Raw genomic sequence first — 26,327 nt, 5'->3', positions numbered from 1 at the left:
AAAATCGCCTCCTGACCACACCACCTTCTTATTTCATAAGTGAAATCACGAATTTCAAATTCGAAAACGACGAGTGCATAATGGGCGTCCTTCTGATCCTTCCTACCCCTTTTCCCCGACAACGAGCCGCCCGCCGTGAGCACGCCCCCCTTCGATCCCGCGCAACGCCCCCGCATCTGGGCCGTGAGCATCAGCCGCCTGCGTGATCTGTTCTTCGACATCGCCGGCGAGTACGTCGAACGCGCCGATCTGCGCATCGTCGCGCATGGCTTCGAGGACGCCGTGCACGAGCTCGACGTGGTTGGCGCGGGGCGTCCGGACGTCGTCATTGCCGGCGGCTCCAACGGCGCGTATCTGAAAACACGCGTCGGTGTACCGGTCGTGCTGATCAACCCGACGGGCTTCGACGTCATGCACGCGCTGGCGCGAGCACGGCGCGACGGCGCGAAGGTCGCGCTCGTCACGCACGGCGACACGCCCGACGAAGTGCGACGCTTCACCGCCGCGTACGGCATCGACGTAACGCTCGCGTCGTATCAGTCCGCCCAGGATGCGGAGAGTGTCGTGCTCGATCTGCGCGATCGAGGCATCGACGTCGTAGTCGGCCCGGGGCTCGTCACCGATCTTGCGGCGAGTGCCGGCATGGGCGCGGTGTTCCTTTATTCACGCGCGTCGGTACGCGCCGCATTCGATACCGCGCTCGAAGTCGCGCAGGCCACCCGCCGCGAAACAGTTCGGCGTCAGCGGCTCGACAATCTGCTGCAGCATCTGCGCGACGGCGTGGTGGCGCTCGATGCGCAAGGGCGCGTCGAAGCAATGAATCAGCGCCTCTCCAGTGTGCTCGGCCTCGACGCGGCAAACGCAGTGGGCCGCGTGCTGCTCGACCTCGCGCCCGATCTCGCGGGCAGCTTGCCGGACTCGGACGGCGACGCGTTCTGCACGGTGCGTGGCGTGAGTTACGTCGTGCATCGCGGGCCGCTCGCGAGCAGCAACTCAGCGCCGGGCACCGTCCTGACGTTTCAGGAATCGCGTGCCGTCGAGCGGCTCGACCGCACGTTGCGCTCGCGGCAGCGCGTGCAGCAATTCAGCGCGCGTTACCGGCTCGACGATATCGTCGGTGCGGCCGATTCGATCGAACGGGTCCGCACGCTCGTGCAGCGCTACGCCAGATCGGACGCCACCGTGCTGATTCTCGGCGAAAGCGGCACCGGCAAGGAGATGGTCGCGCAGAGCATGCATCAGCTGAGCGCGCGGCGCGACTTCGCCTTCGTCGCCATCAATTGCGGCGCGTTTCCTGAGGCGTTGCTCGAAAGCGAGTTGTTCGGTTATGAGGAAGGCGCGTTCACCGGCGCGCGCAAAGGCGGCAAGGCGGGGCTGATCGAAGTGGCGCACCGCGGCACACTGTTTCTCGACGAAATCGCCGAGATGCCGCTGTCGTTGCAGAGCCGCTTATTGCGCGTACTGCAGGAGCGTGAAGTGGTGCGACTCGGCTCGACGGAGCCGACGCGGGTGGACATTCGGGTCGTCGCGGCAACGCATCGTGCGTTGACCGAGGGCATCGAGGCGGGCAGCTTCCGCGCGGACCTGTACTACCGGCTCAACATTCTGAGCATCGCCCTGCCGCCGCTGCGCGAACGGCCAACCGATCTGCTGCCGCTCGCGGTCGAACTACTGCTGCAGGCCGCGTCGCGTGAACCGAGACTGGCGGCTCGCCTGCCCGATGCGGATGCGGCGAGGCGCGTCCTCGCTACACTCAGTGAGCCGTTGAAGCGATACACGTGGCCAGGCAACGTACGTGAATTGCAGAACGTGATCGAGCGGATTGCGGTTGAGCTGGCGGACGTGGACATAGACACGAACACGGAAGACGGCGCGGCAGAAACCATCTTTACGCCTGACGTACTGCGCACCGTCGCGCCCGAAATCTTCGAGCAGTCCCACGCACGCACGAAAAAAACGGCGCTGACGTTACGCGAACGCAGCCGTCACGTGGAAGCAGACGAAATCCGCGCTGCCCTCGCCGCCTGCGACGGCGATCGCGACGCGGTGTGCCAGGCGCTCGGCATCAGCAAGACGACCTTATGGCGGAAGCTGAACGCGGCGCAGTAGCCTGAACCGCGCCGCCACGCTTCACAGCATTCTTCGCCGCCTTCGCGCCGGCGCGCTCGATGAACATGCTGGGGGTCATCCCGCAACATCGTTTGAAATGCCGGCCGAAGTGGCTTTGATCGAAGAACCCCACCTCGGTCGCGACGACCGATCCCGGCACGCCTTCGAGCAACAAAATTTGCGCCCGCTGAATCCGCAGCCCGCACAGATAACGATACGGCGATGAACCGTACTGCTGACGAAACACCGTCGCGAAGCGCGATACGCTGAGCGCGGACAGCGCGGCGAGTTGCGCGAGCGTCACTGGCTCGTCGAAATGGGCTTCGATAAACGCCCGGGCGGTGTTGAGGCTGAGGGTCTGTTTCATGATGTCGCGCTGGTCGAGCGGGGCGTGGGTTGCTTCGCGAATCGCGTGACGGAAAACACGTCCAGCGGAATCTGCGTGCTGCCGGTGTCGACGAGTTCGGCCAGCGTCTCGCCGACGCCCGGGCCAATCTGGAAGCCCGAACCGCAGAAACCGAACGCGTAGTAAAGACCGTCGACCTGGCTGCTCGGCCCGATCACCGGTTCGCCGTCGGGCAGGTAGCTTTCCACGCCGCTCCACACGCGAATCACATGGAGCGGCGCCATCGCTGGCACGAGCCGCCGCAACTGCGCGAGTTGACGCGCCGTATTACCCGGCACGACCGAAGCGCGGCACGTCACGGCATCCGCCGGGCCACCGGGACCGCCGCCGAGAATGATATTGCCGCGCGGAATCTGACGGAAATAGATGCTTTCTTCCTTGATCGATGTGAATACACCCATCGACGACCTGAACACATACGGCACCGGCTCGGTCACCGCCATCTGCGGTCCGCTCGCGGTCAAGGGAACGGGCTCGCCGAACTGTTCGGAGAGACGGCTCGCCCACGCGCCCGCGCAGATCACGAGTTGCGCGGCCCAATACACGTCGCCGCGCGCACTCTCCACGCGAAACCGCCCACCGTCTTTTTCGACGCGCACGATCTCGGTGTTCTCGATCACCTGGGCACCGAGCCGCGCGGCCGCTCGGCCGAACGCGGGGGCAGCGAGACGTGGATTAGCGTGACCGTCGAGGGGCGAAATCGACGCCGCCAGTACTTCGCGTCCCAGAAACGGAAAACGCTGGAACATGGCTTCGCCATGCAGCACGCTGAGGTCGAGGCCGTAAGCACGGGCATCGATCGCGTACTGGTCGAAGTTCTCGACGTCCTTCTGGTGATAACACACGCGCGTGTGACCCGAAGCCAGAAACTCGATGTCTTCACCGAGCATATCGGCGGAACGTTGCCATGTGCGTAGCGCGCGATTGGCCATCGCCAGTTGCGGCAACGCGCGGCCCTGCCGGCGAATGCCGCCGAAGTTCACACCGCTCGCCTGCTGTCCCGTGAGTCCACGTTCGAGCAGAATCACCGAACGCTTGCGCTGACGCAGGAAGAAAGCCGTCGTGACCCCCATGATGCCGCCGCCGATCACGATGACATCGGCCTCATTCGCAGTCTTCGCGCTCATTCGCTCACCTCTTCGACAAGCGCCACGGGCAGCGGCTTGACTGGCGCCTGGCCGCGCAGCCGTCCCACCGAGGACAACGGCACACAAGCCGCCGCCGCGATGATCTCTGCACCTGCATGGCCGCAGTAGCGCCCCTGGCAGCGGCCCATACCGACGCGTGAAAACGCCTTCGCGCGATTGGCCTCCTGCGCGCCGGTCGCGTGCACCACACGGCGCAACTCACCGGCTGTAATCGCTTCACAGCGGCAGACAATCGTCTCATCCGGCAACGCCGCAGCGAATTTCGCCGGCCACGGAAAGGCTTCGCGCAAGCCCGCGGCAAAGCGCGTGAACCGCGCGAGTTCGGCGCGCAACTGCTCGACGCCTCCGACCTGCATGCCGAGATCGCACAACGCCGCCAACGCCGCGAGACGGCCCGAACGTTCGGCTGCGTCCGCACCGCGCACTCTTGCGCCGTCTCCCGCCAGATAGACGCCCTTGATGCTGCTACGGCCGTCGTGGTCGATTTGCGGAAGCCACTGCTGCGTGTTGTCGTCGAACAGGAAACGGCACCCCGCGAGGTCCGCAAGCTGCGTCTCGGGACGCAGGTGATAGCCGAGCGCGACGGCATCGCACGTGAACGCGAGCCGCTGGCCGTCAGGCAACGCCACCACCACGCCGCTCACGCCGTCTTGCGGCGAGCCTTCGATCTCCAGGGGCTGCACGCCGCGATGAACCAGCACGCGCGCCTTTGCAAGCACGCGTGTCAATGCAATGCCCTTTTTGAGCGCGGCCGGAATCGCCAGCAAACGGGGCAGCGCGGCCACGCGCTGCATGAAGGTCGACGTATCGAGCACCGCGGCCACCTGCGCGCCCGCATTCACGTATTGCGCGGCGACGAGATACAGCAGCGGACCGCTGCCCATCATCACGATGCGCGAGCCGATCGCACAGCCCTGCGATTTCAGCGCAACCTGCGCGCCGCCGAGGCTATACGTGCCGGCCTGGTGCCAGCCCTTGACGGGCATCAGCCGGTCTGTCGCGCCGCTGCAAACAATCAGCGAATCGAAGGTCAGCGTCTGGTAGCGTGTACCGCTCGCCAGATGCAGGGTGTTCCGCGAGATATTCCAGACCAGCGTCTCCGGCAGATAATCGATCTTGCCCTTGAGCGCATCGAAGCTCTGATGCAGTGACGCCGCGCGCGCCGCCTCGGTGCCGTACAGCGTCTCATAGCTGCGCGAAAACCCGTCCGGTTGCCGCCGATAAATCTGGCCGCCGTCACGCCGTCCTTCGTCGACGACCGTCGGCCGCAGCCCGGCTTCGACTAGCGCCTGTGCAGCACGCACGCCCGCCGGCCCCGTGCCGATGATCACTACACGCGGGGCCATACACCCTCCCCCGCAGCCGCCAGCTTCGTGACAATCGACATGCCAGGCGCCGCAGGCGTACTGCATGCCCGCACGCGTTCGCCTTGCGCCGTCCAGACCCAGCAGTCCTGGCAAGCGCCCATCAAACAGAAACCGGCGCGGCGGCCGTCGCCGAATTCGGAATCGCGCAACGTGTTCACGCCGGTCAGCAAGGCGACCATCAAGGTGTCGCCTTCCGCGGCTTCGCGCACGACGCCATCCACCGTGATCGGAAAGGTCTTGCGGCCCGTCTCCGCGAGGCGCACAAATCGTCCGTTCATACCGACGTCGCCTCCGCGGTCTGCAAGCGATTCAATTCGGCCGCGGGATGATGACAAAGAATCTCCGCGCCCGAAGGCAGCTTCTTCAAGGACGGTGGTGTCGTATTGCACATGCCGTCGATGCGCACCGGGCAACGCGCGCGGAACGAGCACAACTCGGGAATATCGGCGCTCGCGCCCATCGCCGGCAACGCGGCACAGCCGATCTCGCGGCGTGCATCGAGCCAGCCGGGTTTCAAGGCGGGCACCGAGTCGACCAGCAATTCGGTGTACGGGTGATACGGCGGCGCCGCGAGCACGTCGCGCTGCCCGGCTTCCACGCGATGCCCCGCATACAGCACGATCACTTCGTCGCAGATGGCGCGCACGGTCGAGATGTCGTGGCTGATGAACATGTACGACACGCCCAACTCGCGGCGCAATTCGGCCAGCAGATCGAGAATCGCCGCGCCGACTACCGTATCGAGCGCGGAAGTCACTTCGTCACAGAGAATCAAGGCGGGATCCGCGGCAAGCGCGCGCGCCAGATTCACACGCTGCTTCTGGCCGCCCGAAAGTCCAGCAGGCGTGCGCGTGGCGATCGATGCCGGCAGTTGCACCAGATCGAGCAGTTCCAGCATCCGCTTCCTCGCGGCCGAGCCACTTAGATGGTGATAGAACGCAAGCGGACGGCCGAGGATATCGGCGATCGAATGGCTTGGGTTCAGCGCGGTGTCGGCGTTCTGGAACACGATCTGGATCTGCCGGTACTGCTCCAGCGTGCGGCGCGACAGTTGCGCGGGCAACGGCTTGCCGTTGAAGAACACCTCGCCGCGTGCGCGGTCAACCAGACCCGCTACAACGCGCGCGAGTGTCGTCTTGCCGGAGCCGGATTCGCCGATCACGCCCAGCGTGCTGCCGCGCGGAATCGACAAACTGACGTCGTCGAGCACGCGCACGGCGGGATTGCCGAAGCGATCGATCCGGCCATAGCCCGCCGAGAGACCGCGGATTTCGAGCAGCGGCGGGATGTGTTTGGCCGTCGCCAAGGGCGTTTCCAGCTCCACTTCCGGGCGACGTGTAGCGGCAAGCAGTTGACGCGTGTAAGCATCCACAGGCGCGTCGAGCACCTGCGCGACCACGCCGTTCTCCTTGACCGCGCCGCCGTTCAGCACCACGATGCGGTCCGCCATCTGCGCGACCACAGCCAGATCGTGCGACACGTACACCGCAGTGGTACCGAGTTCGCGAATCACTTTCTTGAAGGCCGCGAGCACTTCAATCTGCGTGGTGACGTCGAGCGCGGTGGTCGGCTCGTCGAACACGACAACAGCCGGATCGGTGATCAACGCCATCGCGGCCATCAGGCGCTGCAACTGACCACCGGAGACCTGATGCGGATAGCGATCGCCGATCGTCTCCGGCGCGGGCAGCGCGAGCGCGCGGAACAGATCGATTGCCTTCGTGCGCGCCGCATCTTTCGTCATCAACTGATGCAGCAAGGCCGGCTCAGTGACCTGATCCATGATCGTGCGTGCCGGATTAAAGCCCGCCGCCGCACTTTGCGCGACGTATGCCACGGTACGCGCCCGCAACGCGCGACGGCCTTTGGCATCGAGCGACAACACCTCCACGTCGCCGACGCGTACCGAGCCGCCGCTGATCGAACAGCCCGCACGCGCATAGCCAAGCAGGGACAGCGCGATAGTCGTCTTGCCCGAGCCCGACTCGCCGATCAGCGCAAGCACCTCGCCCTTCTTCACCGAAAAATCGACACCGTTGACGATCTCCGTCACCGGCCCCGGCGCCGCACCGGCCACTACCCGCAGGCCCTTCACTTCAATCATGTCCTGATCAGCCATCATGCACCTCCATGGCTACGGCCACGACGCCGCAGGTTGTCGATCAGCAGATTCATGCCGATGGTCAGCGTCGCGATCGCAACGGCCGGCATCAACACAGCCGGCGCACCCTCCGACAAACCGCCGATGTTCTCGCGCACGAGCGATCCCCAATCCGCATTCGGCGGCTGCACACCGAGACCGAGGAAACTCAGCCCGCTCAGCAGCAGCACGATGAACACAAAACGCAGGCCGAAATCGGCGAGCATCGGATGAAGCATGTTCGGCAGCACCTCGACTCGCGCAATATAGAAGATGCCTTCGCCGCGCGCTCTTGCCACCTGCACGTATTCCAGGCCCATCAGGTTCACCGCGAGCGAGCGCGAAATACGGAATGCGCCGGGGATATAGGCCAAAGCGGCAACGGTGGTCAGCATCGTGATAGACGAACCGAACGCGGCGATCACAACCAGTGCCAGCACCTTGCTCGGAATCGAAATCAGCGCGTCAAACAGACGGCTCAGGATTTCATCGACCCACCGTCCGGACACGGCGGCCAGCAAACCGAAGAACGTGCCGATCAAACTGGCGAGCACCGCCGCAGCCAGCGCGAGGCCCACCGTATAGCGCGCGCCGTAGAGAATCCGGCTCAACATATCGCGGCCGAGGTAGTCGGTGCCGAGCGGATACGCCGCGCTATAGCGGCCAAAAATCTCCGTCGACGTCAGCGCGCCGCCTTTATACGGTGCGACCAGCGGCCCGATGAACGCAACGATCAGCCAGAACGCCACCAGTACGAGGCCAATCAGACCGAGCACGGAAAAGCGCTGCACCAGCCGTTTCAGGAGACCCTGTTTCAGCGCGGCCGCTTCGACGACGGGCGGCTCGACGGCGGGTTGATCGCGGCTCATGTCGTATAGCTCCGTGCCGGCGTGGGGAACATGAGGAACGTGGGGATTGGTAGGTTGGCTCATCATCGACGCAGCCTCGGGTTGGATACGATCTGACACAGGTCGGCGATCAGCACGAGCGCGAGATACGCCGCGCAGAACACCATGACGCAGCCCTGCACGAGCGGCATGTCGCGGTTGGTGACGGCATCCACCATCAGGCTTGCGAGGCCAGGATAATTGAAGATCGACTCCACGATCACCACGCCGCCGAACAGATACGACAGGCTCAACGCCACCGCATTGGCAATCGGCCCGATGGTGTTGGGCAGCACATGCCGCAGCACCACGCGCGCGGGCGAGGCGCCCTTGAGCACGGCCATTTCAACGTACGACGAATTGAGCTGATCGAGCACCGCGGCCCGCGTCATCCGCGCCATCTGCGCGACGATCACGCAGCACAGCGTCATCACCGGCATCGCATAGATGCGCAGCAGCGCGCCGAATGAATGGACCTCCGAGAGATAAGACAGCGCGGGCAGCCAGCGCAGCTTGACGGCGAAGATCAGCACAGCGATGGTGGCGATCAGAAACTCGGGCACGGCGACCGTCGACAGCGTGAGCACGTTGAGCGTGCGGTCGAGCAGCGAACCACGGAACATCGCCGACGAAATCCCGATTACCAGGGCCACGGGCACCGAGACCAGTGCCGTCAGACCGGCCAGCACCAATGAATTCGGCAGGCGCGTGGCGATCAACTCGCTGACCGGCAGATTGTTCGACAGCGAAGTGCCGAAGTTGCCGCTGACAATATGAATCAGCCATTCGAAGTAGCGTTGCAGCGCCGGCTGATCGAGGCCGAACTGATGCCGCAATGCCGTGACGGCTTCCGGGGTGGCCGCCTGGCCGAGCGCCTGTTGGGCGGCATCGCCGGGGAGCAGCCCCGTGATGGCGAACACGACCGCCGAGACCAGCAACAGCGTAAGCAGCGCGAGGCCAAGGCGCGCGGCGATGAGTCGTTGCGCATGTGCTTTCATCGAAAGTCTCCTCTGTCGATCGGAGTTAGCGCTTTAGCTGTCGATCGGAGTTCGCGCTTCAGCGCGCTACTCCGATCCCATGCAAAGCGCTTACTCCGATCCCATGCAACGTAGTTGCCGTTGAAGCCGCACGCCGCTCAATCAGAGGCGTGCGTATTGCCGGGTCTGACATTCCAGTTCGTCAGACTGGAAATCCTTCGTTAGTACCTATTAGCTACTACCGTTCACGCGCGTCGGCTTAGGCATCCAGCCAGACGTTTTCCGCGAACATGAAGCCCATCAGGCCAGCCAGCGGAATCGAGCCGAGACCCTTGAGTTTCGTCGTGTAAGCATCGAGCGAGCTCTGGAACAGCGGAATGCCGATGCCGCCGGTTTCATGCACCAGCACCTGCATGTCGCCGTAGATCTTTTTACGCTTCGCATCGTCCGGCTCGCCGCGTGCCGCAAGCAGCATCTGGTCGAACTTCGGGCTCTTCCAGTTCGCTTCGTTCCACGGTGCGTCGGACTTGAAGAACTGGGTGAAGATCACGTCGGCGCTCGGACGCGCGTTGACGCTGCCGAAACCCAGCGGATGCTTCATCCAGTGGTTCGACCAGTAGCCGTCGGCCGGCACGCGCGACACCTGCAGATTCAGACCGGCTTGCGGCGCGACCTGCTGAAGGAACATCGCCATTTCAACCGACCCTTCCGCCGCCGGCGAAGCGAAAATCTGGATCGGCGCGCTGCCGACCTTGGCCTTCTGGAAATGGAACTTCGCCTTGTCCGGATCGAAGGTACGCTGCGGCAAACCGGCCAGGTAGTACTTATTGGTCGGATCGATAGGCTGGTCGTTGCCGATCGCGCCGTAACCCTGGAAGATCGCGCGGCGCATCTGCTCGCGGTCCTGCAGGTACATCATGCCTCGCCGAAAATCGTCGTTGCCGGTAATGCCGCCTTCGTCGCGAACAATCAGGTCGGTGTACTCGCCCGTCTTCGTCTCAAGCACGGCGAAACCGCCGGCGCCCTTGATCTGGGCGGTCGAACGCGGGCTCACCGAGTTGATCAGTTGCACGTCGCCCGAGAGCAGTGCGTTCACGCGCGCGGATTCGTCGCCGATACCAATCAGTTCGACTTCGTCCAGGTGCGGCAGGCCCGGCTTCCAGTACTTCTCGTTCTTCACGCCGACCGTACGCACGCCCGGCGAGAACTCCTTGACCTTGAACGGACCGGTGCCGACCGCTGTTCTGAAATCTTTGGTGCCGTCCTTGATGATCTGAAAATGCGAGGTGGCGAGAATCACCGGCAGATCGGCGTTCGGACCTTCCAGCGTGATCGTCACTTCGTTCGGTCCCGTCGCCTTCACTTCCTTGATCTGATCGGCCAGCGTCTTCGCCTTCGATGCCGTCGCCGGATCCTTGTGCCGCATGATCGAATACACCACGTCCGCCGGCGCGAGCGGCTTTCCGTCGTGGAACTGCACACCGGTGCGCAATTTGGCGACCCACACCGTCGCATCCTTCGTGTCCAGCGAAGTGGCGAGCGCCATCTTCGCGCCGAGATGCGAATCGAGTTCGGTCAGGCAGTTGTAGAACATGAAGCCGCGGACATAGTCCGTCCCGAGCGCGCCCTTCGCGGGATCGAGCGTATCGGCCGCGGAAGCAGATTGTGTCGCCACCCGGATCTTGCCGCCCTGCTTCGGCTTCGCCTGCGCAAAAGCCTCACCACTCGCGCTCAACAGACCGGCGCCCGTGACCGACATCATGCCGGCTGCGGCCATCGCGCGCAGTACGCCGCGACGCGACGCGCCTTTTGACGTCAATCGCTCCAACTCCGTGCCGAGTTGAAGAGCGTCATATTGCGAGTTTTCCTTATTCATCGAACATCTCCGCGAGGGTGACAGGGATAGCTGCGTGGTTTGTACTTACAAATACAACAAGGGGAATCAGTAAAAAATGTCTTTGATGCGGTAGTACGTCCCCACCAGCGGCAGGAACCAGGGTTTGCCGGTATGGCCTGGAATCGCCGGCCATTCGGACTCGCGCCACGGATTGCGTTCTTCGTGGCCGTCCATCACGTCGGCCATCACCTGGCCCATGTGCGTCGACATCTGTGTGCCGTGGCCGCTGTAACCCAGCGAGAAGTAAATCCCGTCGTGTTGTCCGGCATGCGGTAAGCGATCCGCGGTCATGTCCACGAGGCCGCCCCAGCAATAGTCGATGCGGGCATTGCCCAGCACCGGGAACATCGCTGCAAGTCCTTGCTGCAGAATCCGTCCGCTCTTCGCGTCGGATGGCCGCTCGGATGCCGTAAAGCGCGCACGGCCGCCGAACAGCAAACGCGAGTCGGGCGTCACGCGGAAGTAGTTGTGCATCAGGCGCGTGGTGGTGTACGCGCGGCGGTTCGGAAACACCTGCGCCAGCAGTTCCGGCGACAGCGGCTCCGTCACGACGATGAACGAACCCACCGGCGCGAGACGCCGCCGGTACCAGCCAAACGGACCATGTCGCGACGGGCCGGTCGCGATCAACACCTGTTTCGCACGCACTTCGCCGCGTGCGGTGGTGACCTTGAAGCCGCTGCCGTCTTTCGCGATCGCGGTGACCGCCGCGTTTTCATACAGCTTCGCGCCACGGCGAACCGCGGCCTCGGCGAGTCCGACCGTGAACTTGCCCATATGCATCTGGCCGCCATGCCGTTGCAGCAGTCCGCCGTAAAAACTATCCGACTGGATCTCGCTGCGAATCCGCTCACGTCCGATTAATTCGATATCCGTATCGACTTCACGCCGGATCAACTCCGCCGTCTTTTCCAGATGCGCCAGGTGATGCGGTTTCGACGCCAGCTTCAGCTTGCCGGTCGCGCTGTAATTGCAATCGATGTTTTCCTCGCGGATCAGACGCTCGACCGTATCGACCGCATCGGAAAACGCGCGGTAGCAGGCACTGGCCCGCTCCACACCGAGTTGCGAAACCAGCGCGACGAAGTCCTGCGCGACACCGGTATTGACCTGACCGCCGTTACGCCCGGACGCGCCGCCGCCGATGCGCCCAGCGTCGAGCACCGTCACCGAGGCGCCGCGCTTGCCCAACGCCTGCGCCGCCGACAGCCCGGTGAAGCCGCCGCCGATCACGATGACATCGGTCTGACCTTCGACCGGACCTTCACACGCTGAAACGAGCGGCGGTGCGGTGTCGAGCCAATAGGAATCGAGCTTCATCCGGTCTGTCCTTGAGAAGGGCAATGGGGCAAACGGCGTTTACAGACCGAGTTCCGCGGCCAGATGCGGAATGTCGTTGACTTCGTAGTACTGGTAATACGGCGTCGACGGTTCGTGGCCGCGCTTGACGAAGGCCTTGTGCTTGATGCCCAGGTCGTGTGCGGTCATCAGGTCGTAACGCAGGCTCGACGACACGTGCAGCACGTCTTCCGGATTGCAGTTCAACTGGTCGAACATGTATTCGAAACCTTGCATGCGCGGCTTGTACGACTGCGCCTGCTCAGCTGTGAAGACTGCATGGAACGGCGCGCCGAGCTTGTCGACGTTGCTCTGGATCTGGTTGTTCGACGCATTCGACAGAATCACCAGTTTGTACTTCTTCGCCAGACGCGAGAGACCTTCCGGCACGTCCGGATGCGGACCCCAGGTCGGGACGGCCGTGTAAATCTTTTCTGCTTCCACTTCATTGAACTCGACGTTCATGCGCTTGCAGGCGCGGCGCAGTGCGTTGACAACCACATCGCGATACGGCTTCCAGGCGCCGAGCACTTCGTCGCGGCGATAGCCGGCGTAGAACGCGACCAGCTTCTCCAGGTCGTCGCCTTGCAGCACGTGGCCGAACATTTCGCGGGTCATGTCGGCCATGCGGAACTTCGTGAGCGTGCCGTAGCAGTCGAAGGTGATGTATTTCGGTTCGAATTCGATCATGGTGCAGTCCTATCGTTGTGGTGAACTCGCGGCGAGCTCAGTGGCGAAAACAGGGCAACTGTGTTGCATGGGATCGGTGCGCTCTGCGTGGGACCGGAGCGCATCCCTGTAAAAGATTTAATCAGCGCAAAAACATAGATGTTCCTGATTCGAGCGCTCTTGATGACACAAACCATGCGTTTTAGAGCCGTCGCGCAGCACAGTCTGCGGTGGGCAGGCTGCAAGCCCCGTCCGCATTGGCTTTGCGGCGCGCACTCAGGCGCGCAGATCAATCAGCACGCTCTTGAAACGCAGGTTTGCTTCGTAGGCCTGGCGACCAAGGTCCTTGCCGATGCCGGAGCGTTTGTAACCGCCAGTAGGGATCATGAAGTCGGCGGTGCGGCCATAGCGGTTGACCCAGACCGTCCCCGCTTCGAGACCACGCACGAAACGCAGCGCCCGGCCGAGGTCGGCGGTATGCACACCGGCGGCGAGGCCGTACTCGGGATGCTGGGCGAGCGAGAGCGCTTCTTCTTCAGTGTCGAAGGTCTGCAGCGTCAGCACCGGACCGAAGACTTCTTCGCGCACGGCTTCGGAATGGGCCGTGACGTCCGTGAGCAGCGTCGGGGTATAAAACGCGCCGCTCGACGCACCGCCTGCTCCGCCGTCGGCCCGCGTGCCGCCAAAGCGCAGCGTCGCGCCCGCCTCCAGCGTGCGTCCGACGATCCCTTCGATGCGCGCCGCCTGTGGCGCGGAAATGATCGGCGACAACGTGGTGCCGGCGGCCCACGTCGCGCCGGGTTTCAACTCGGCGAAGACCTTGCCGATGCGCTCGGCCAGCGGTTCCGCCAGGCTTCGCTCGACGAGCAGCCGCGAGCCCGCGACACACACCTGCCCAGCGTTGCCGGTAATGGCGCCGGCGATCCGCCTGGCCACGTCGTCGAGACGCGGCGCGTCGGCAAACACGATTTGCGGACTCTTGCCGCCGAGTTCCAGCGTGACCGGTTTGGTGCCGCTATGGGCGCAGGCCGCCATGATCGCCGCACCGGTACGCGTGGAGCCGGTGAAAGTGACCTTGCTAATCTTTGGATGGCGCACCAGTTCGTCGCCCGTGACGCGGCCGTCGCCCTGGATCACGTTGAAGATACCCGCGGGCACGCCTGCCTGCACGGCCAATTCGGCGAGCCGCAAGACCGAGAACGGCGTCATCTCCGAAGGCTTCAGCACGACGGCGTTGCCCGCCGCCAGTGCGGGCGCGATCTTCCACGAAGCCATCACCAGCGGGAAATTCCACGGCGCGATCGCACCGATCACGCCGTACGGTTCAGCGATCGTCATGCCGAGATGGTCGTGATCGGTCGCCGCCACGTCGCCGCCCAGCTTGTCGGCGAATTCGGCGTAGAAGCGGATGCCTTCGGCGGTGAACGGCACGTCCCAGCCAATGGCCTGAGCGATCGGGCGGGTCGAACCGAGCGCTTCCAGCCGGCCTAAGAACGGCGCATCGGCTTCGACCAGCTCGGCGAAACGGCGCAGGATCTTCGCGCGCTCACGCGGCGCCATCCGCGCCCAGCCACTCGTTCTACAAGCCTGCCATGCGTTCTCCACCGCACGGTCCACCATCTCAGCGTCGGCAAGCGGCACAGAGGCGTAGACCACGCCGTCCGAGGGGCGCGCCACCTCGATGCTGCGCACGCCGCTACGCACGTCGCTACGCACGTCGCCATCGACATACTCGCCGCCGATGAAATGTCCGCTGCGAATCGCGACGTCGTCCGGATTGAAGCTGTCCATGAGAAAAGTTTCCTTGTGACTGGCTGAGGGGTCCGCGCGGGGGCTTTTTGATAACGCCGCCGCCATGACAAAATCGTAGAGCCGCGGGCGTGGCATATGTCGCCGACAAAAATCCTCGCGCAGCAGAACGCGCCTGTAATGAGCGATCAAACGGGGTGTTTTGCATCGATTTGCGATGCGGCCCTTTCGAGCGCCCCGGATAAAAAGATCGTCCTAGTCACACCGCGCACCGGATGACACAGTGACGGCGTAAGCCTTCAGTCATTCAGGGAGTACGGCGTGTCCGATTCGATTACCTATAGACGCTTCACCCACGACGACATCGCCGCCGCGCATGCGCTGACAGTCGAGCTCAAATGGCCGCATCGCACGGACGACTGGAGATTCGTGGCGCAACTGGGCGTGGGTTTCGTCGCGGAAGATGCGAGCGGCGTGATCGGCACGGCCCTGTGCTGGAAGTACGGTGCCGACCGCGCCTCGCTCGGGATGGTGATCGTCGCCCCCGAGCAGCAAGGGCGCGGCATCGGCAGAAAGCTGATGAATCTGGTGCTGGAAGAACTCGGCAGCCGGGTCACGTTCCTGCACGCCACCACGGCAGGGCAGCCTTTGTATGAAAAGCTCGGCTTTCGCGCGGTCGGCACGCTCGACCAGCATCAAGGCGCCGCATTCCAGCCCCCGCTCGTGTCATTGCCGCCAGGAGAACGCCTGCGCCCGCTCGGTTCGAGCGATACGGCGCGGCTGGTCGAACTGGCGTCGCAGGCAAGCGGCCTGGATCGCGGCGAAATCTTGCCCGCACTGTTGAGCGCCGCCGACGGCATCGCCCTCGATCGCGACGGCGAGCTGGTCGGCTTCGCGTTGTTTCGCCGCTTCGGACGGGGCTTTGCGATCGGGCCGGTGGTCACGCCCGCGTCAAAAGATTCGAGCCGCGCCAAGGCGCTGATCAGCCACTGGCTTGCGCTCAACGAAGGCGTGTTCGTGCGCATCGATACGCCGGGCGAGAGCGGGTTGACCGAATGGCTGGAGCAGTTGGGGCTGCCGCGGGTGGACACGGTCGTCAAAATGGTTCGGCAGGCCGGTCCTGCAAGCGCGGGCAATACCAGCACCGGCGGCGGCGCCGGCAAGGACGCCCCCTATCTGCAATACGGCATCATCAACCAGGCGATCTGCTGATCCAATATGGCCTTCCTTTATAAAGCCGACCCGGCGCGTGGCGCGCAATGGGCCAAACTGTTCGCGCAGAAGGCACCGGACCTGCCGTTTCACATATGGCCCGACCTTGGCGATCCCGCTGCGGTGCGCTATCTCGCCGCCTGGCAGCCGCCGGAAGACCCCACCCGCACCTTCCCTAACCTGGAAGTCGTGTTTTCCGTGGGCGCGGGCATCGACCAGTTCGATCTGTCGGGCGTGCCGGCGCATGTGCCGGTGGTGCGGATGATCGAACCGGGCATTGTCGAAGGCATGGTCGAGTACGTCACACAAGCCGTGCTGACGATTCATCGCAATCTGTTCGATTATGGTCTGCAGCAACAACAGCAGATCTGGCGCGAACTGCCGCTCGGGCTGGACAGCGCTCGCCGCGTTGGCGTGCTCGGACTCGGCGTGCTGGGCACGGCCGTGCTGGAAAGGCTGCGTTTGTTCGGCTTTGCCTGCGCGGGCTGGAGCCGTTCGCCGCGCGAGATCGAGGGCGTTGATTGCTACGCGGGAGAAGGCGCCCTGGATGCGTTCCTCGCCCGTACCGACATCCTGATCTGCCTGTTGCCGCTCACGCCCGCCACACGTGGCCTGCTCAACGCCGGGCTGTTCGCGAAGCTGCCGCGCGGCGCGTCGCTGATTCAAACGGGCCGCGGTCCGCATCTGAATCAGCACGATCTGTTGGCGGCGCTGGGCAGCGGCCAGCTGCACAACGCCATTCTCGATGTCACCGATCCGGAGCCGCTGCCCGCCGGTCATCCGTTGTGGACGCATCCACGTGTCCGCATCACGCCCCATATCGCCAGCTCGACGCGGCCCGAAAGCGCCGTCGACGTGGTGCTCGAGAATCTGCGCCGCCATCGCGAAGGCCTGCCGATGCTCGGTCAGGTTGACAGGACCCAGGGATATTGAACGCGGCGCTGATGGAACGCCTACTGGCGCGGCTTTTCAGCGTCCGCAGCAGAAAATGCTAAGGCTGTGCATCAAAACGCGTCGGGCGCGCTTTTCAGGCAATTGTTTAGGTGAGCAGGTGATCGTCGTGGGTCAGTAGTATGGAACGGTCAACAGCCCTTTTCCGCGACGAGAAACCATCATGCCGATCCATTCGCTCATTGAAGCCGACCGCAAGCATCTGATTCACCCGGTCATCAATTACCGCACGCACGAAGCCCGTGGCGTTACCGTCCTCGAATCCGCCAGCGGCGCATTCCTGCGCGACGCGGCCGGCAATGAACTGCTCGACGCCTTCTCCGGCCTATGGTGCGTCAATGTGGGCTACGGCCAGCAAAGCATTGTCGACGCCGCCACCGAGCAGATGAAGAAGCTGCCCTACGCGACCGGCTATTTCCATTTCGGCTCGGCGCCGGCGATCGAATTGGCGCAGAAGCTGGTGGATGTGTCGCCCGCTTCGCTGCAACACGTGTACTTCACGCTGGGGGGCTCCGATGCGGTCGATTCGGCGATCCGTTTCATCACGCACTACTTCAACGCGACCGGACGGCCGTCGAAGAAGCACATCATCGCGTTGCAACGCGGCTATCACGGCTCGTCGACGATGGGCGCGGGGCTCACCGCGTTGCCCGCCTTCCACCGCAATTTCGATCTGCCGCTGCCGAACCAGCATCATCTGCCGTCTCCGTATGCGTACCGCAACGATTTCGCCGACGACGCCGCGCTGATCGCCGCCTCGGTTGCCGCGCTCGACGCCAAGGTGGCCGAGCTCGGCGCGGACAACGTTGCAGCCTTCTTCTGCGAACCGATTCAGGGCTCGGGCGGCGTGATCGTGCCGCCGGTCGGCTGGTTGAAAGCGATGCGTGCGCGCTGCCGTCAGCTCGGCATTCTGTTCGTCGCCGATGAAGTCATCACCGGTTTCGGCCGTACGGGTCCACTATTCGCGTGCCAGGGCGAAAACGTCGAACCGGATCTGATGACGGTGGCAAAGGGTTTGACCGCCGGCTACGCGCCGATGGGCGCCGTGCTGATGTCCGACGAAATCTATCAGGGCATTGCCGATGGCGACGCAGAAGCGGTTGTCGGCCATGGCCATACGTATTCGGCCCATCCGGTCAGCGCGGCAATCGGTCTCGAAGTGCTGCGCCTGTATCACGAAGGCGGCCTGCTCGCGAACGGCGTGGCCCGTGCCCCGCGTTTTGCACGCGGCCTCGACGCGCTGCTCGCGCATCCGCTAGTGGGCGACTCGCGCCATCGCGGCCTGCTCGGCGCGCTTGAACTCGTATCGGACAAAGACAGCAAGGCAGGTTTCGATCCCGCGCTGAAACTGTCCGATAGGATCGCTGCCGCCGCCTATGAAAACCGCCTGATTTTCCGCGCGTTCGGCGACAATATTCTTGGTTTTGCGCCGGCGCTGTCGTACACGGAAGCGGAGTTCGACCTGATGTTCGAGCGCCTCGAAAAAACCCTCGACGACGTTCTCGGACAAGCCGATGTCCGGGTCGCCTTGAAGGTCAAAAATCATGCCACTGCGTGCTAGAGTAGAGGGGCCTTCGAGACCCTTTCACCCATCGCCGGAGCGATAACGTTACGATGAGCAGCGACAGCAAGCTGGACCGGATTGACCTGCGCATACTTTCACAGTTGCAGAAGAAAGGCCGCATAACGAACGTCGAGCTTGCCGACGCAGTCGGCCTTTCGCCCAGCCCTTGCCTGATTCGCGTCAAGCGTCTGGAGAAAGCCGGTTACATCATCGGCTACGGTGCGCAGATCCAACTCGAAAAGCTCGGCGACGTACAGATCGTGTTCACCGAAGTCACGCTCGCTGATCATCGGCGGGAAGACTTCATCAAGTTCGTGAATGCGATTAAAGACGTCGACGAGATCGTCGAGTGTCATCTGGCAAGCGGCGGCTATGACTATTTGCTGAAGTTCGTCACGCGCAGCGTGAGCCATTATCAAAGCATCGTCGAGGGCCTGCTGGAGCGCGATATCGGCATCGAAAAATACTTCAGCTACGTGATCATCAAGTCGCCGTTCGTGAAGAGTCACTACCCGCTCGAAACGTTGTTCTCGCAGAACCACAACTAGTTCAATGCTCCGGTTTACGGATAATCGCTAAACCGGGATACCGGTTCGCTTTCTGTTGTTGCCGGTGTATAACCCGGCACGCTCGCGCGAAACTGATTGAGCAAACCATTGTCGACCTGCGAAAAGCCTTTAAGCTGGAGTTGCATCAACACGCGCGTGCCGGTGCTGGGCGACGTGGTCGAACTCGTGGCGTTGGTGTATTTCTCGAACGCAACGCCGAGCGACCAGCAATCCGCGTCGTATTGAAGTCCCAGCAAGCCTGCAATCAGCCGGTGCGTGCTCATGTCGTAATTGACACGCGCAACACTGACCACGTTGTGCAATAGCGGCCACTGCTCCGACACGATGAACTGATTGACCGGTTGATAGTCGAGCGTGCTATTGGCGCGGGTATAGCGATACGCGACATTCAACACCTGCTTCGAGGCCGGCGACCAGCCAAAACCAGCTTCCGCATTTGTCAGGTAGTGGTTGGCCTGGCTGTATTCCACCGCCTGTTCCGCTGAAATGCCCGGGCCCACCTTATACGACGCGCCGGCAATCACACTCGTGCGCGCAACGGTGCCGATTGGATCGTCTGTGTTGAGGGTCACGCGTGGCGTGCGAAAGTCGTACTGCTCCGCAAGAACAAAACGGGCTCGCTCGTCGCCGCTCGAAGCGTCGATGAAGCGCGTCGTCAGTGCAGCCGTGACGCGGTTGGCGTCGGACACCCGGTCATTGCCAACAAAGCTGTTGGGCATGAACAGTTCCGCTAGCCCGAAATCGGCCGTCGCCGTATCGAACAATGGCGCGAACGACTGATTCCGGTAAGGCGTGTAAACATAGAACAGCCTCGGTTCGAGCGTCTGAATGTACGATTGCCCAAAGAGCCGCACGTTTCGTTCGAAGCGCATTCCCGAATCGAGCGTGAATGTCGGCACGTTGACGTCAAACGTCTTCGGCTGCCCGGCAGGCGCATCCGATCCAATCGTCGTCAGGTCATACGCGGCGAAATGCCATGCGAGCTTCGGCGTGATGAACCAGCCGGGACGCTCGATCGGATAGCTGATGTAAGGGTTAAAAACGAAGCGGCTGCCTTGTGTCGCGTCGGCCGACGAGATCGTGAAGCGCGTCGCATCCGCTTCGGCGCCGAAGTCGAAGCCCCCCACGTCATAGCGCGCGTACTTAACATTGACCTGCGGTTCGCGGTTATAGGTCGAGTCGCTTGTAAAAGACTGCCAACGTTGCTCGCGAGCCAGCACACTCCACGGCCCGTTCGAGTAAGTCAAACCCGCTTCCTGCTGATACAGCGTGGTGGAACCCGTCGGAAACGCGACACCCGAGGCGAGATCGGTCACCACCGTCGAATCCGACACCTTGTTGTAGTTCACGTACGCGCCAAAGCCCGAACCGAGTTTCCAGGTCTGATTCAGCGCAATCGAATAGCGGTCGGTGTTCGTGATCTCGTCGTGTGGCAACCACGCAACCGAAATCGTTCCCGAATCGTTTGGCTGCAGATAACGGTAATCCGCCGTCAACATCTCGCCTCTTTTCGACATGATGCGAGGCGTCAGCGTCAAATCGTAGTTCGGCGCGAGATTGAAGTAATACGGTAGCGCGACATCGACGCCGTTGGTCGAACTCATCGAGAACGTCGGCGGCAGCAAACCGCTGCGCCGTGCGCCAGACAAGGGAAACGATAGCCACGGGCTCGCCATCAGCGGCACGCCCTGGAAAAACAGTACACCGTTGTGCGCAATCCCCTCGTCGCTGCCGCTATCGATATCGAATTCGGACGCCTTCAGATACCACGCCGGATCCGACTCACATTGGCAGGTGCTATACGTACCGTGGTGAACGACCGTGCGCTCGTTATCGAGCAGATCCACCCGTTGAGCGCTGCCCCATCCACCCGTCAGATGAAACCGGTACTTGGGCACGCTCATATAGCCTTCATTGGCGCCGACGTAAAAATGCGCGTCGGGGCCGTCGAACACGTTGCCGTTGTTGACCAGCCGCACCTGGCCGTAAGCGTCGACCTTGTCGCTATCGACGTCGTAGTGCAAGGCATCGCCTTTAACGATCGACGCGTAGCGCCGCAGTTGCGCGTGACCTTTCAGCGAAACGTCCGTGTCGGTAGTCGTGGTCACCGAATCGGCAATGGCCGAGGTAACGGGTTTGTCGCCCGGCCGTAAAAGCTGCTCGGTCAGCTGTGGATCAAGCCGCAGGCTCCAGACGCCGTCGAGCGGCTCCGGGATCGCAGACGCGCCGACCAGTTGCGCATATCCGGCAAGCGGCACGCATCCCGCCGCACCCAGCATGAACGAAACGAGAGGCCTTAAGCGTAGGCGTCGAAATACACCGCGTAGTATCAAAAGAGGTAAGTATTGGAAAGGATGGCAGATGCTGCAAGGCGAACAAAATCCCTGACTTGCGTCACGATGAACAGCGGTGAGTGCGCGCGGCGCTATTGGAGCGTGACGTCGCTAGCGCGGGGTTCCGGCGCGCTTGCCGCGCTCGCTGCACCACCCAGCGCCTGCAGCAAATAGGGAATCTGGTCCGCGGGCAACGAGAACGACAGCCCCGCGCTGCCGGATAGACGGAAGCGGATCACCACCATTCCCATACCGTTCAATCTGCCGACTTCCCAGCCCTGGCAGTGCAAGGCGAAACCCATTTCCTGATTGTTATGAATTACGCGATCGGCATGCTCGATTGCATTCGGGAGCGCCATCAGCAGCTCATTGAGCACCGAACGATGAAGCGCTGCCGTGGGCTGATTGCCGTGTATCAGCAGATATTGGCCGTCCGCCGTCAGTTGCATATCGGTGATCGAATTCAGCATGAAGGTCGACGGCTCAGACACGGCGTGCACCCTCCTGCACTCCTACGGAGCGGCCCTCCGCCGCGCTGGCCGTGCCACCGGACACGTCGCGCAGCATACGTATCGATGCCATTGCCAGATGCATTGAAAAGATCGGCGATGAGCTGACGCGCAAGACAGCCGAAAGAACCGCCGGTGAAAGAAATTCGATCATGATCAGCTCTCCAAAGGGTGCTACGAAGGTAGCGGAAGTTGACCATTTCACGATACCAGCGCAAGCACAGCGCCAGGTTACGCGCGCACTACACCCCCTTTGGATCTGTAACGCATTATTTCGACGTGCCTGTTGCAATCCGCGCCAGCCCGAGCAGGCGGCGCGCCGCGCCCGTTAGCACGCTTAAGGGGCGGAAAGTTTTCAGCAGCGGTTCGCACGGAAACACGATCCTATACTTCGCGCTTTCCCGAGCCATGGAACGTCGTTTCGAATGCATCGCTCGCTGTCGAGCGTTCTCGTTTGCGCGTCGCGCGCTGCATCAGGACAGAACCCCAAGATGAATCTTCAAGCTTTAACGAGCCGTATCGTGGGCGCGCTCTCGCTCGCCGGCATCACGCTGACCACCGGCACGGCCCACGCGGCACAGCCGTTCGTCGTGAAAGACATCCGGATCGAAGGACTCAAACGCATCGAACCCGGTACCCTGCTTGCCTATCTCCCGATCAAGCAAGGCAGCATGTTTAGCGACGATAAGGCCTCGGAAGCCATTCGCGCGTTGTACGCCACCGGCTTCTTCAACGAAGTACGTATCTCGGCTGAAGGCAATATCGTCGTCGTTCAGGTTCAGGAGCGCCCGGCGGTGGGTACGATCGACTTCGCCGGCATTCATGAATTCGACAAGGAAAACCTGACCAAGGCGCTCAGTTCGGTCGGGTTATCACAAGGCCGCTACTACGACAAGGCGCTGGTCGACAAATCCGAGCAGGAACTGAAGCGCCAGTACCTGACGCGCGGATATTACGCTGCCGAAGTCACCACCACGCTCACGCCAATCGACCGCAACCGCGTGGCGATCCTGTTCTCGGTCGCCGAGGGCCCGAGTGCGAAGATCCGCCAGATTAACTTCATCGGCAACAACGTATTCAGTTCGGACACATTGCGCGACGAAATGCAGATGTCCACGCCGAACTGGTTCTCCTGGTACACCAGGAACGACCTGTACGCAAAAGATAAGCTGACCGGCGACCTGGAGCACATTCGCTCGTACTATCTGAACCGCGGCTATCTGGAGTTCAACATCGAGTCGACCCAGGTATCGCTTACGCCGGACAGGAAGGAGATGTATCTCACGGTCACGCTGCATGAAGGCGAGCCGTACACGATTTCGTCGATCAGGCTCGCGGGCGACCTGCTCAATCGCGAGGCGGAACTGAACAAGCTGGTCAACATCAAGCCAGGCGAGCGCTTTTCCGCTGAAAAACTTCAGGCTGCCACCAAAGCCATCGTGGACAAGCTCGGTGAATATGGTTATGCGTTCGCCACGGTCAATGCATTACCTAAGATCGATCAGGAACATCATATGGTCGATCTGACGCTGCAAGTGGACCCGAGCCGCCGTGTGTACGTGCGCCACGTCAACGTGGTTGGCAACACGCGCACGCGCGATGAAGTCATACGCCGCGAAATGCGGCAACTCGAGAGCTCATGGTTCGATTCGAACCGGCTCGCGCTGTCGAAAGACCGGGTCAACCGCCTCGGTTACTTCACCGATGTCGACGTGACCACGGTGCCGGTGGAAGGCTCGCCGGATCAGGTGGATGTGGACGTGAAAGTAACCGAAAAGCCGACTGGCGCGATCACGCTGGGCGCGGGCTTTTCGTCGACGGACAAGGTGGTGTTGTCGGCCGGTATCTCGCAGGACAACGTGTTCGGTTCCGGCACCAGTCTCGCCTTGAACGTGAACACCGCGAAGACATACCGTACGTTGACGCTCACGCAGGTGGACCCGTACTTCACGGTGGACGGCATCAAGCGGATCACCGACGTCTATTACCGCACCAGCTATCCCCTCTATTACTACACGGATACGAGTTTCAAGATCGTTACCGTGGGCGCGGATCTTAAGTTCGGTATTCCGTTTTCCGAGGCCGACACCGTCTATTTCGGCGTCGGCCTCGAGCAGAACCGCTTGTCTATCGATTCCTCGACGCCTCAGAGCTACAAGGATTACGTCGCCGAATTCGGCCATGTGGTGAACAATGTGCCGATCACGACGGGCTGGGCTCGCGACAATCGCGACAGCGCGCTCGTGCCTAGCCGCGGCTATTTCCTGCAAGGCAATAGCGAAGTCGGCACACCCGCTGGCGGCACCGAGTATTACAAGGCAGACCTTCAGGCACAGTATTACTATTCATTCTCACGCGGCTTCATTCTCGGCCTGAATCTTCAGGGTGGATACGGCAACGGCTTTGCCGGCAAGGCGTATCCGATCTTCAAGAACTACTACGCGGGCGGCATCGGCTCGGTACGCGGCTATGAAGCAGGTTCGCTCGGACCGACCGACAAAACGACCGGCGATCCTATCGGCGGCTCCCGCATGGCTGTCGCCAACGTCGAGATGACCTTCCCGTTGCCCGGCACCGGCTGGGACCGCACTCTGCGCGTCTTCACGTTCCTGGATGCGGGCAACGTCTGGGGCAGCGAAGGCAACAGCACGGGCGCCAACGGATTGCGGTACAGCTACGGCGCGGGTCTCGAGTGGATTTCGCCGATCGGCCCGCTCAAGCTGTCGCTTGGCTTCCCGCTGATCAAACATTCCACCGACAAGTACCAGGTATTCCAGTTCCAGATCGGCACATCGTTCTGATCGTCTACGCTCGCGGTCATTGCACTGCGACCGCGCAGCATCACGTCGCCCATTCTGTCGTATTGCCAGGCGCCTGCGTGGCATGAATCGCTTCGCGGCCCGTTCAAAGCGCCGCATCTTCGCCCTCCTGCTCCGACTTCACAAAGTCTCCTCAAATTCGCCATTGTTGCTGCGACATTAATACTTATTATTTGCTCATCATCAGGTTGACCGCGTACGGTCCGCCTTCTGAGTTCGATATGTCGTTCCAAAGTGGCGTGTTGCCGACCGTGAACATCGCGCGGACTGCCACCGTCGATTCCGGTTTGGGGGTATTGCAGAATTATGACTATCAGCCTTCTTGTAGTCGAACCGGATCAATCAGTCCGGGATCAGTTGCGCTTTCACCTTCACAAGAATCAGATCACGCTCTCAGTACTGTATAGCGTGGCTCAGCTTGTCAGCCGGGTGGAACTGGAGTGTCCCTCTGCGATTCTATTGCGCGCCGAGTCGCCGATGGCCGAGGCGCGAGAGGCGCTGCGGCAACTGCGCTTAGGGGGCTACGACATGCCCATCTTCGTACAAAGCACCTCCGATGAGATCGTCGACAAAATCGTCGCTTTCGAATTGGGTGCGGACGACTATATCGTCGACCCCGTCGATCCATACGAATTGACCGCCAGAATCAAGCGCGCCGTGCAACGCAACAACCGGGCGCTTTGCGATGCGCCGGAAATCCGTGAGAAGGTGTCGTTCGGCAGTTACCAGATAGACTTCGCTACGCGACGTCTGGTCAAGGACGGCAGCGAAATCTCGTTACGATCCGGCGAGTTTGCCTTACTCAAACTATTCGCAAGCAATCCAATGCGAATATTGACCCGCTCGATGGTCAACAGCCAGCTAGGAAGGGCGGAGAGCCAGAAGGCCAGTCTGGATGTTGCAGTTTGCCGCTTGCGTGGCGTAATCGAGGCAGATCCGTCCGCCCCCAGGTTCATTCAGACCTTGCGCGGACGAGGCTATATGTTTGTGCCATCGCCGGAGTCGTCACCCTCGCATGGGGCGCGCGAAAACGCGAGTATTGCCGTGCACAGGGAGTTTGGCGAACGAAGCATCGGGGCCGTATAACGGCTGGGTCGACTTGAAGAAAATTTGATTTGCAACTCGCGTCGTGGAAGAGATATGACGCATACGTTGCACGAGGGAGGGTATTGCGAGGTGCCCGCGAGCAGAAACGTGTAACGCTTTGCGTGCATGCATGCCCCATGCAGCCATGCAATCCTACTTTTGACCTTCCGCCACGGCTAGCTGCATGATGGGCAACGTCATTGCGGCGTCGATCACGTCGATTATGTCGGAGTCGCCGAAATAATCGGAATACCGGTCACCGCTCGCCGCCAGCAGACCGCCAAACCCATAATGGAAATCCGCCGAAACAATGGGCCTGAACCCCGAGGCATAGTGGGGCCGCGAGACGCACCCGCGCAGATCATCCGCGATACCCGGCGGGCCGCTGCCATTACCGGGCGTGGAAGTATTCACGCTCTCCAGGCGCAACCCATGGAAGACCGAAGGAGAACAGATCGACGCCACGGCCAGAACGAGTACGAGGATACGCATAGGGAAATACTCAGAGTTGATCTTGTAAGTCAGACAGCCATAGGACACCGAAGTTTTTTTGGCTCAATTACAATCCCTTCCCACTGAACAGACATACTTGCGACA

Annotated in this window: 22 protein-coding genes; 7 read left to right on the top strand and 15 right to left on the bottom strand. The window is 62.1% G+C overall.

All coding sequences use genetic code 11. The features are described from left to right. Positions 1-135 precede the first annotated feature (135 nt). The gene (prpR, locus tag PQQ52_RS03880; RefSeq protein ID WP_408207027.1) at positions 136-2,109 is read left to right on the top strand and encodes a propionate catabolism operon regulatory protein PrpR; all 1,974 of its coding nucleotides are present in this window, start codon (positions 136-138) and stop codon (positions 2,107-2,109) included. Here prpR and PQQ52_RS03875 read toward each other — a convergent pair. From PQQ52_RS03875 to PQQ52_RS03825, 11 genes are all read right to left on the bottom strand, one after another. Then, positions 2,066-2,476: a helix-turn-helix domain-containing protein gene (locus PQQ52_RS03875; RefSeq protein ID WP_408207025.1), complete on the bottom strand. Its 411-nt coding sequence runs from the start codon at positions 2,474-2,476 to the stop codon at positions 2,066-2,068. The genes prpR and PQQ52_RS03875 overlap by 44 nt on opposite strands. Beyond that, on the bottom strand, positions 2,473-3,642 hold the full coding sequence (locus tag PQQ52_RS03870; RefSeq protein WP_408207023.1) for an NAD(P)/FAD-dependent oxidoreductase: 1,170 nt from the start codon (positions 3,640-3,642) through the stop codon (positions 2,473-2,475). The genes PQQ52_RS03875 and PQQ52_RS03870 overlap by 4 nt, the downstream gene beginning before the upstream one ends. Then, entirely contained in the window at positions 3,639-5,009 is a 1,371-nt protein-coding gene (locus PQQ52_RS03865; protein ID WP_408207021.1) for an FAD/NAD(P)-dependent oxidoreductase, read from the bottom strand. Before PQQ52_RS03865 ends, PQQ52_RS03870 begins: the two co-directional genes overlap by 4 nt. Further along, positions 4,994-5,308 carry a (2Fe-2S)-binding protein gene (locus PQQ52_RS03860; protein ID WP_408207019.1) on the bottom strand — a complete coding sequence of 105 codons (315 nt, stop codon included), beginning with the start codon at positions 5,306-5,308 and terminating at the stop codon, positions 4,994-4,996. The genes PQQ52_RS03865 and PQQ52_RS03860 overlap by 16 nt, the downstream gene beginning before the upstream one ends. After that, positions 5,305-7,149, bottom strand: coding sequence for an ABC transporter ATP-binding protein (locus PQQ52_RS03855; RefSeq protein WP_408207716.1), 1,845 nt, complete (start codon positions 7,147-7,149; stop codon positions 5,305-5,307). The genes PQQ52_RS03860 and PQQ52_RS03855 overlap by 4 nt, the downstream gene beginning before the upstream one ends. Continuing rightward, entirely contained in the window at positions 7,149-8,105 is a 957-nt protein-coding gene (locus PQQ52_RS03850) for an ABC transporter permease (RefSeq protein WP_408207017.1), read from the bottom strand. The genes PQQ52_RS03855 and PQQ52_RS03850 overlap by 1 nt, the downstream gene beginning before the upstream one ends. Next, positions 8,102-9,055: an ABC transporter permease gene (locus PQQ52_RS03845; RefSeq protein WP_408207015.1), complete on the bottom strand. Its 954-nt coding sequence runs from the start codon at positions 9,053-9,055 to the stop codon at positions 8,102-8,104. The genes PQQ52_RS03850 and PQQ52_RS03845 overlap by 4 nt, the downstream gene beginning before the upstream one ends. Before the next feature lie 238 nt (positions 9,056-9,293). Beyond that, a complete protein-coding gene (locus PQQ52_RS03840) occupies positions 9,294-10,910 on the bottom strand; it encodes an ABC transporter substrate-binding protein (protein WP_408207013.1) in 1,617 nt (538 codons plus the stop codon). 66 nt (positions 10,911-10,976) lie between these two features. Beyond that, on the bottom strand, positions 10,977-12,251 hold the full coding sequence (locus PQQ52_RS03835) for an NAD(P)/FAD-dependent oxidoreductase (RefSeq protein ID WP_408207011.1): 1,275 nt from the start codon (positions 12,249-12,251) through the stop codon (positions 10,977-10,979). A gap of 39 nt (positions 12,252-12,290) precedes the next feature. Beyond that, positions 12,291-12,959 (bottom strand): haloacid dehalogenase type II, encoded by a 669-nt coding sequence (locus PQQ52_RS03830; RefSeq protein WP_408207009.1) that lies wholly within the window; start codon positions 12,957-12,959, stop codon positions 12,291-12,293. Between the two features lie 255 nt (positions 12,960-13,214). Further along, a complete protein-coding gene (locus tag PQQ52_RS03825) occupies positions 13,215-14,729 on the bottom strand; it encodes an aldehyde dehydrogenase family protein (protein ID WP_408207007.1) in 1,515 nt (504 codons plus the stop codon). Positions 14,730-15,008: 279 nt separating this feature from the next. On the opposite strand from PQQ52_RS03825, the gene PQQ52_RS03820 reads away from it, so the two are divergent. From PQQ52_RS03820 to PQQ52_RS03805, 4 genes are all read left to right on the top strand, one after another. Continuing rightward, positions 15,009-15,899 (top strand): GNAT family N-acetyltransferase, encoded by an 891-nt coding sequence (locus PQQ52_RS03820; protein ID WP_408207005.1) that lies wholly within the window; start codon positions 15,009-15,011, stop codon positions 15,897-15,899. Positions 15,900-15,905: 6 nt separating this feature from the next. Then, positions 15,906-16,832, top strand: a complete 927-nt coding sequence (locus PQQ52_RS03815; protein ID WP_408207003.1) for a 2-hydroxyacid dehydrogenase — start codon at positions 15,906-15,908, stop codon at positions 16,830-16,832. Between the two features lie 181 nt (positions 16,833-17,013). Continuing rightward, entirely contained in the window at positions 17,014-18,411 is a 1,398-nt protein-coding gene (locus tag PQQ52_RS03810) for an aspartate aminotransferase family protein (RefSeq protein WP_408207001.1), read from the top strand. Positions 18,412-18,464: 53 nt separating this feature from the next. Beyond that, positions 18,465-18,962 (top strand): Lrp/AsnC family transcriptional regulator, encoded by a 498-nt coding sequence (locus tag PQQ52_RS03805; protein ID WP_120295970.1) that lies wholly within the window; start codon positions 18,465-18,467, stop codon positions 18,960-18,962. A 14-nt stretch (positions 18,963-18,976) separates the two neighbouring features. Here PQQ52_RS03805 and PQQ52_RS03800 read toward each other — a convergent pair whose 3' ends face one another. The 3 genes from PQQ52_RS03800 to PQQ52_RS03790 all read right to left on the bottom strand — a co-directional run bounded on the left by PQQ52_RS03800 (position 18,977) and on the right by PQQ52_RS03790 (position 21,979). Then, the gene (locus PQQ52_RS03800) at positions 18,977-21,262 is read right to left on the bottom strand and encodes an LPS-assembly protein LptD (RefSeq protein ID WP_408206999.1); all 2,286 of its coding nucleotides are present in this window, start codon (positions 21,260-21,262) and stop codon (positions 18,977-18,979) included. Positions 21,263-21,408: 146 nt separating this feature from the next. Continuing rightward, positions 21,409-21,807, bottom strand: coding sequence for a hypothetical protein (locus tag PQQ52_RS03795; protein WP_408206997.1), 399 nt, complete (start codon positions 21,805-21,807; stop codon positions 21,409-21,411). Continuing rightward, a complete protein-coding gene (locus PQQ52_RS03790; RefSeq protein ID WP_408206995.1) occupies positions 21,800-21,979 on the bottom strand; it encodes a hypothetical protein in 180 nt (59 codons plus the stop codon). Before PQQ52_RS03790 ends, PQQ52_RS03795 begins: the two co-directional genes overlap by 8 nt. 337 nt (positions 21,980-22,316) lie before the next feature. On the opposite strand from PQQ52_RS03790, the gene bamA reads away from it, so the two are divergent. Together bamA and PQQ52_RS03780 are read left to right on the top strand one after the other, a co-directional pair. Then, positions 22,317-24,626: an outer membrane protein assembly factor BamA gene (bamA, locus tag PQQ52_RS03785; RefSeq protein WP_408206993.1), complete on the top strand. Its 2,310-nt coding sequence runs from the start codon at positions 22,317-22,319 to the stop codon at positions 24,624-24,626. Positions 24,627-24,950: 324 nt separating this feature from the next. Then, positions 24,951-25,730, top strand: coding sequence for a winged helix-turn-helix domain-containing protein (locus PQQ52_RS03780; RefSeq protein ID WP_408206991.1), 780 nt, complete (start codon positions 24,951-24,953; stop codon positions 25,728-25,730). Between the two features lie 153 nt (positions 25,731-25,883). Here the strand turns inward: PQQ52_RS03780 and PQQ52_RS03775 are convergent, their stop codons facing one another. Next, positions 25,884-26,222, bottom strand: a complete 339-nt coding sequence (locus PQQ52_RS03775; protein WP_408206989.1) for a hypothetical protein — start codon at positions 26,220-26,222, stop codon at positions 25,884-25,886. Positions 26,223-26,327 lie beyond the last annotated feature (105 nt).

The organism is Paraburkholderia sediminicola (genome assembly GCF_046030555.1).
In the GTDB taxonomy this organism is placed as follows: Bacteria; Pseudomonadota; Gammaproteobacteria; order Burkholderiales; family Burkholderiaceae; genus Paraburkholderia; species Paraburkholderia sediminicola_E.
Note: the sequence above shows the minus strand (reverse complement) of the source record. Positions and strands in the feature narration are given on the sequence as shown.

Coding starts and splice junctions, on each gene's coding strand:
- PQQ52_RS03790 (WP_408206995.1), bottom strand. CDS start 21,979: ATGATCGAATTTCTTTCACCGGCGGTTCTTTCGGCTGTCTTGCGCGTC.
- PQQ52_RS03800 (WP_408206999.1), bottom strand. CDS start 21,262: ATGCTGGGTGCGGCGGGATGCGTGCCGCTTGCCGGATATGCGCAACTG.
- PQQ52_RS03860 (WP_408207019.1), bottom strand. CDS start 5,308: ATGAACGGACGATTTGTGCGCCTCGCGGAGACGGGCCGCAAGACCTTT.
- PQQ52_RS03855 (WP_408207716.1), bottom strand. CDS start 7,149: ATGGCTGATCAGGACATGATTGAAGTGAAGGGCCTGCGGGTAGTGGCC.
- PQQ52_RS03775 (WP_408206989.1), bottom strand. CDS start 26,222: ATGCGTATCCTCGTACTCGTTCTGGCCGTGGCGTCGATCTGTTCTCCT.
- PQQ52_RS03805 (WP_120295970.1), top strand. CDS start 18,465: ATGAGCAGCGACAGCAAGCTGGACCGGATTGACCTGCGCATACTTTCA.
- PQQ52_RS03830 (WP_408207009.1), bottom strand. CDS start 12,959: ATGATCGAATTCGAACCGAAATACATCACCTTCGACTGCTACGGCACG.
- bamA (WP_408206993.1), top strand. CDS start 22,317: ATGAATCTTCAAGCTTTAACGAGCCGTATCGTGGGCGCGCTCTCGCTC.
- PQQ52_RS03865 (WP_408207021.1), bottom strand. CDS start 5,009: ATGGCCCCGCGTGTAGTGATCATCGGCACGGGGCCGGCGGGCGTGCGT.
- PQQ52_RS03875 (WP_408207025.1), bottom strand. CDS start 2,476: ATGAAACAGACCCTCAGCCTCAACACCGCCCGGGCGTTTATCGAAGCC.
- PQQ52_RS03810 (WP_408207001.1), top strand. CDS start 17,014: ATGCCGATCCATTCGCTCATTGAAGCCGACCGCAAGCATCTGATTCAC.
- PQQ52_RS03825 (WP_408207007.1), bottom strand. CDS start 14,729: ATGGACAGCTTCAATCCGGACGACGTCGCGATTCGCAGCGGACATTTC.
- PQQ52_RS03845 (WP_408207015.1), bottom strand. CDS start 9,055: ATGAAAGCACATGCGCAACGACTCATCGCCGCGCGCCTTGGCCTCGCG.
- PQQ52_RS03835 (WP_408207011.1), bottom strand. CDS start 12,251: ATGAAGCTCGATTCCTATTGGCTCGACACCGCACCGCCGCTCGTTTCA.
- PQQ52_RS03780 (WP_408206991.1), top strand. CDS start 24,951: ATGACTATCAGCCTTCTTGTAGTCGAACCGGATCAATCAGTCCGGGAT.
- PQQ52_RS03850 (WP_408207017.1), bottom strand. CDS start 8,105: ATGATGAGCCAACCTACCAATCCCCACGTTCCTCATGTTCCCCACGCC.
- PQQ52_RS03815 (WP_408207003.1), top strand. CDS start 15,906: ATGGCCTTCCTTTATAAAGCCGACCCGGCGCGTGGCGCGCAATGGGCC.
- PQQ52_RS03870 (WP_408207023.1), bottom strand. CDS start 3,642: ATGAGCGCGAAGACTGCGAATGAGGCCGATGTCATCGTGATCGGCGGC.
- PQQ52_RS03840 (WP_408207013.1), bottom strand. CDS start 10,910: ATGAATAAGGAAAACTCGCAATATGACGCTCTTCAACTCGGCACGGAG.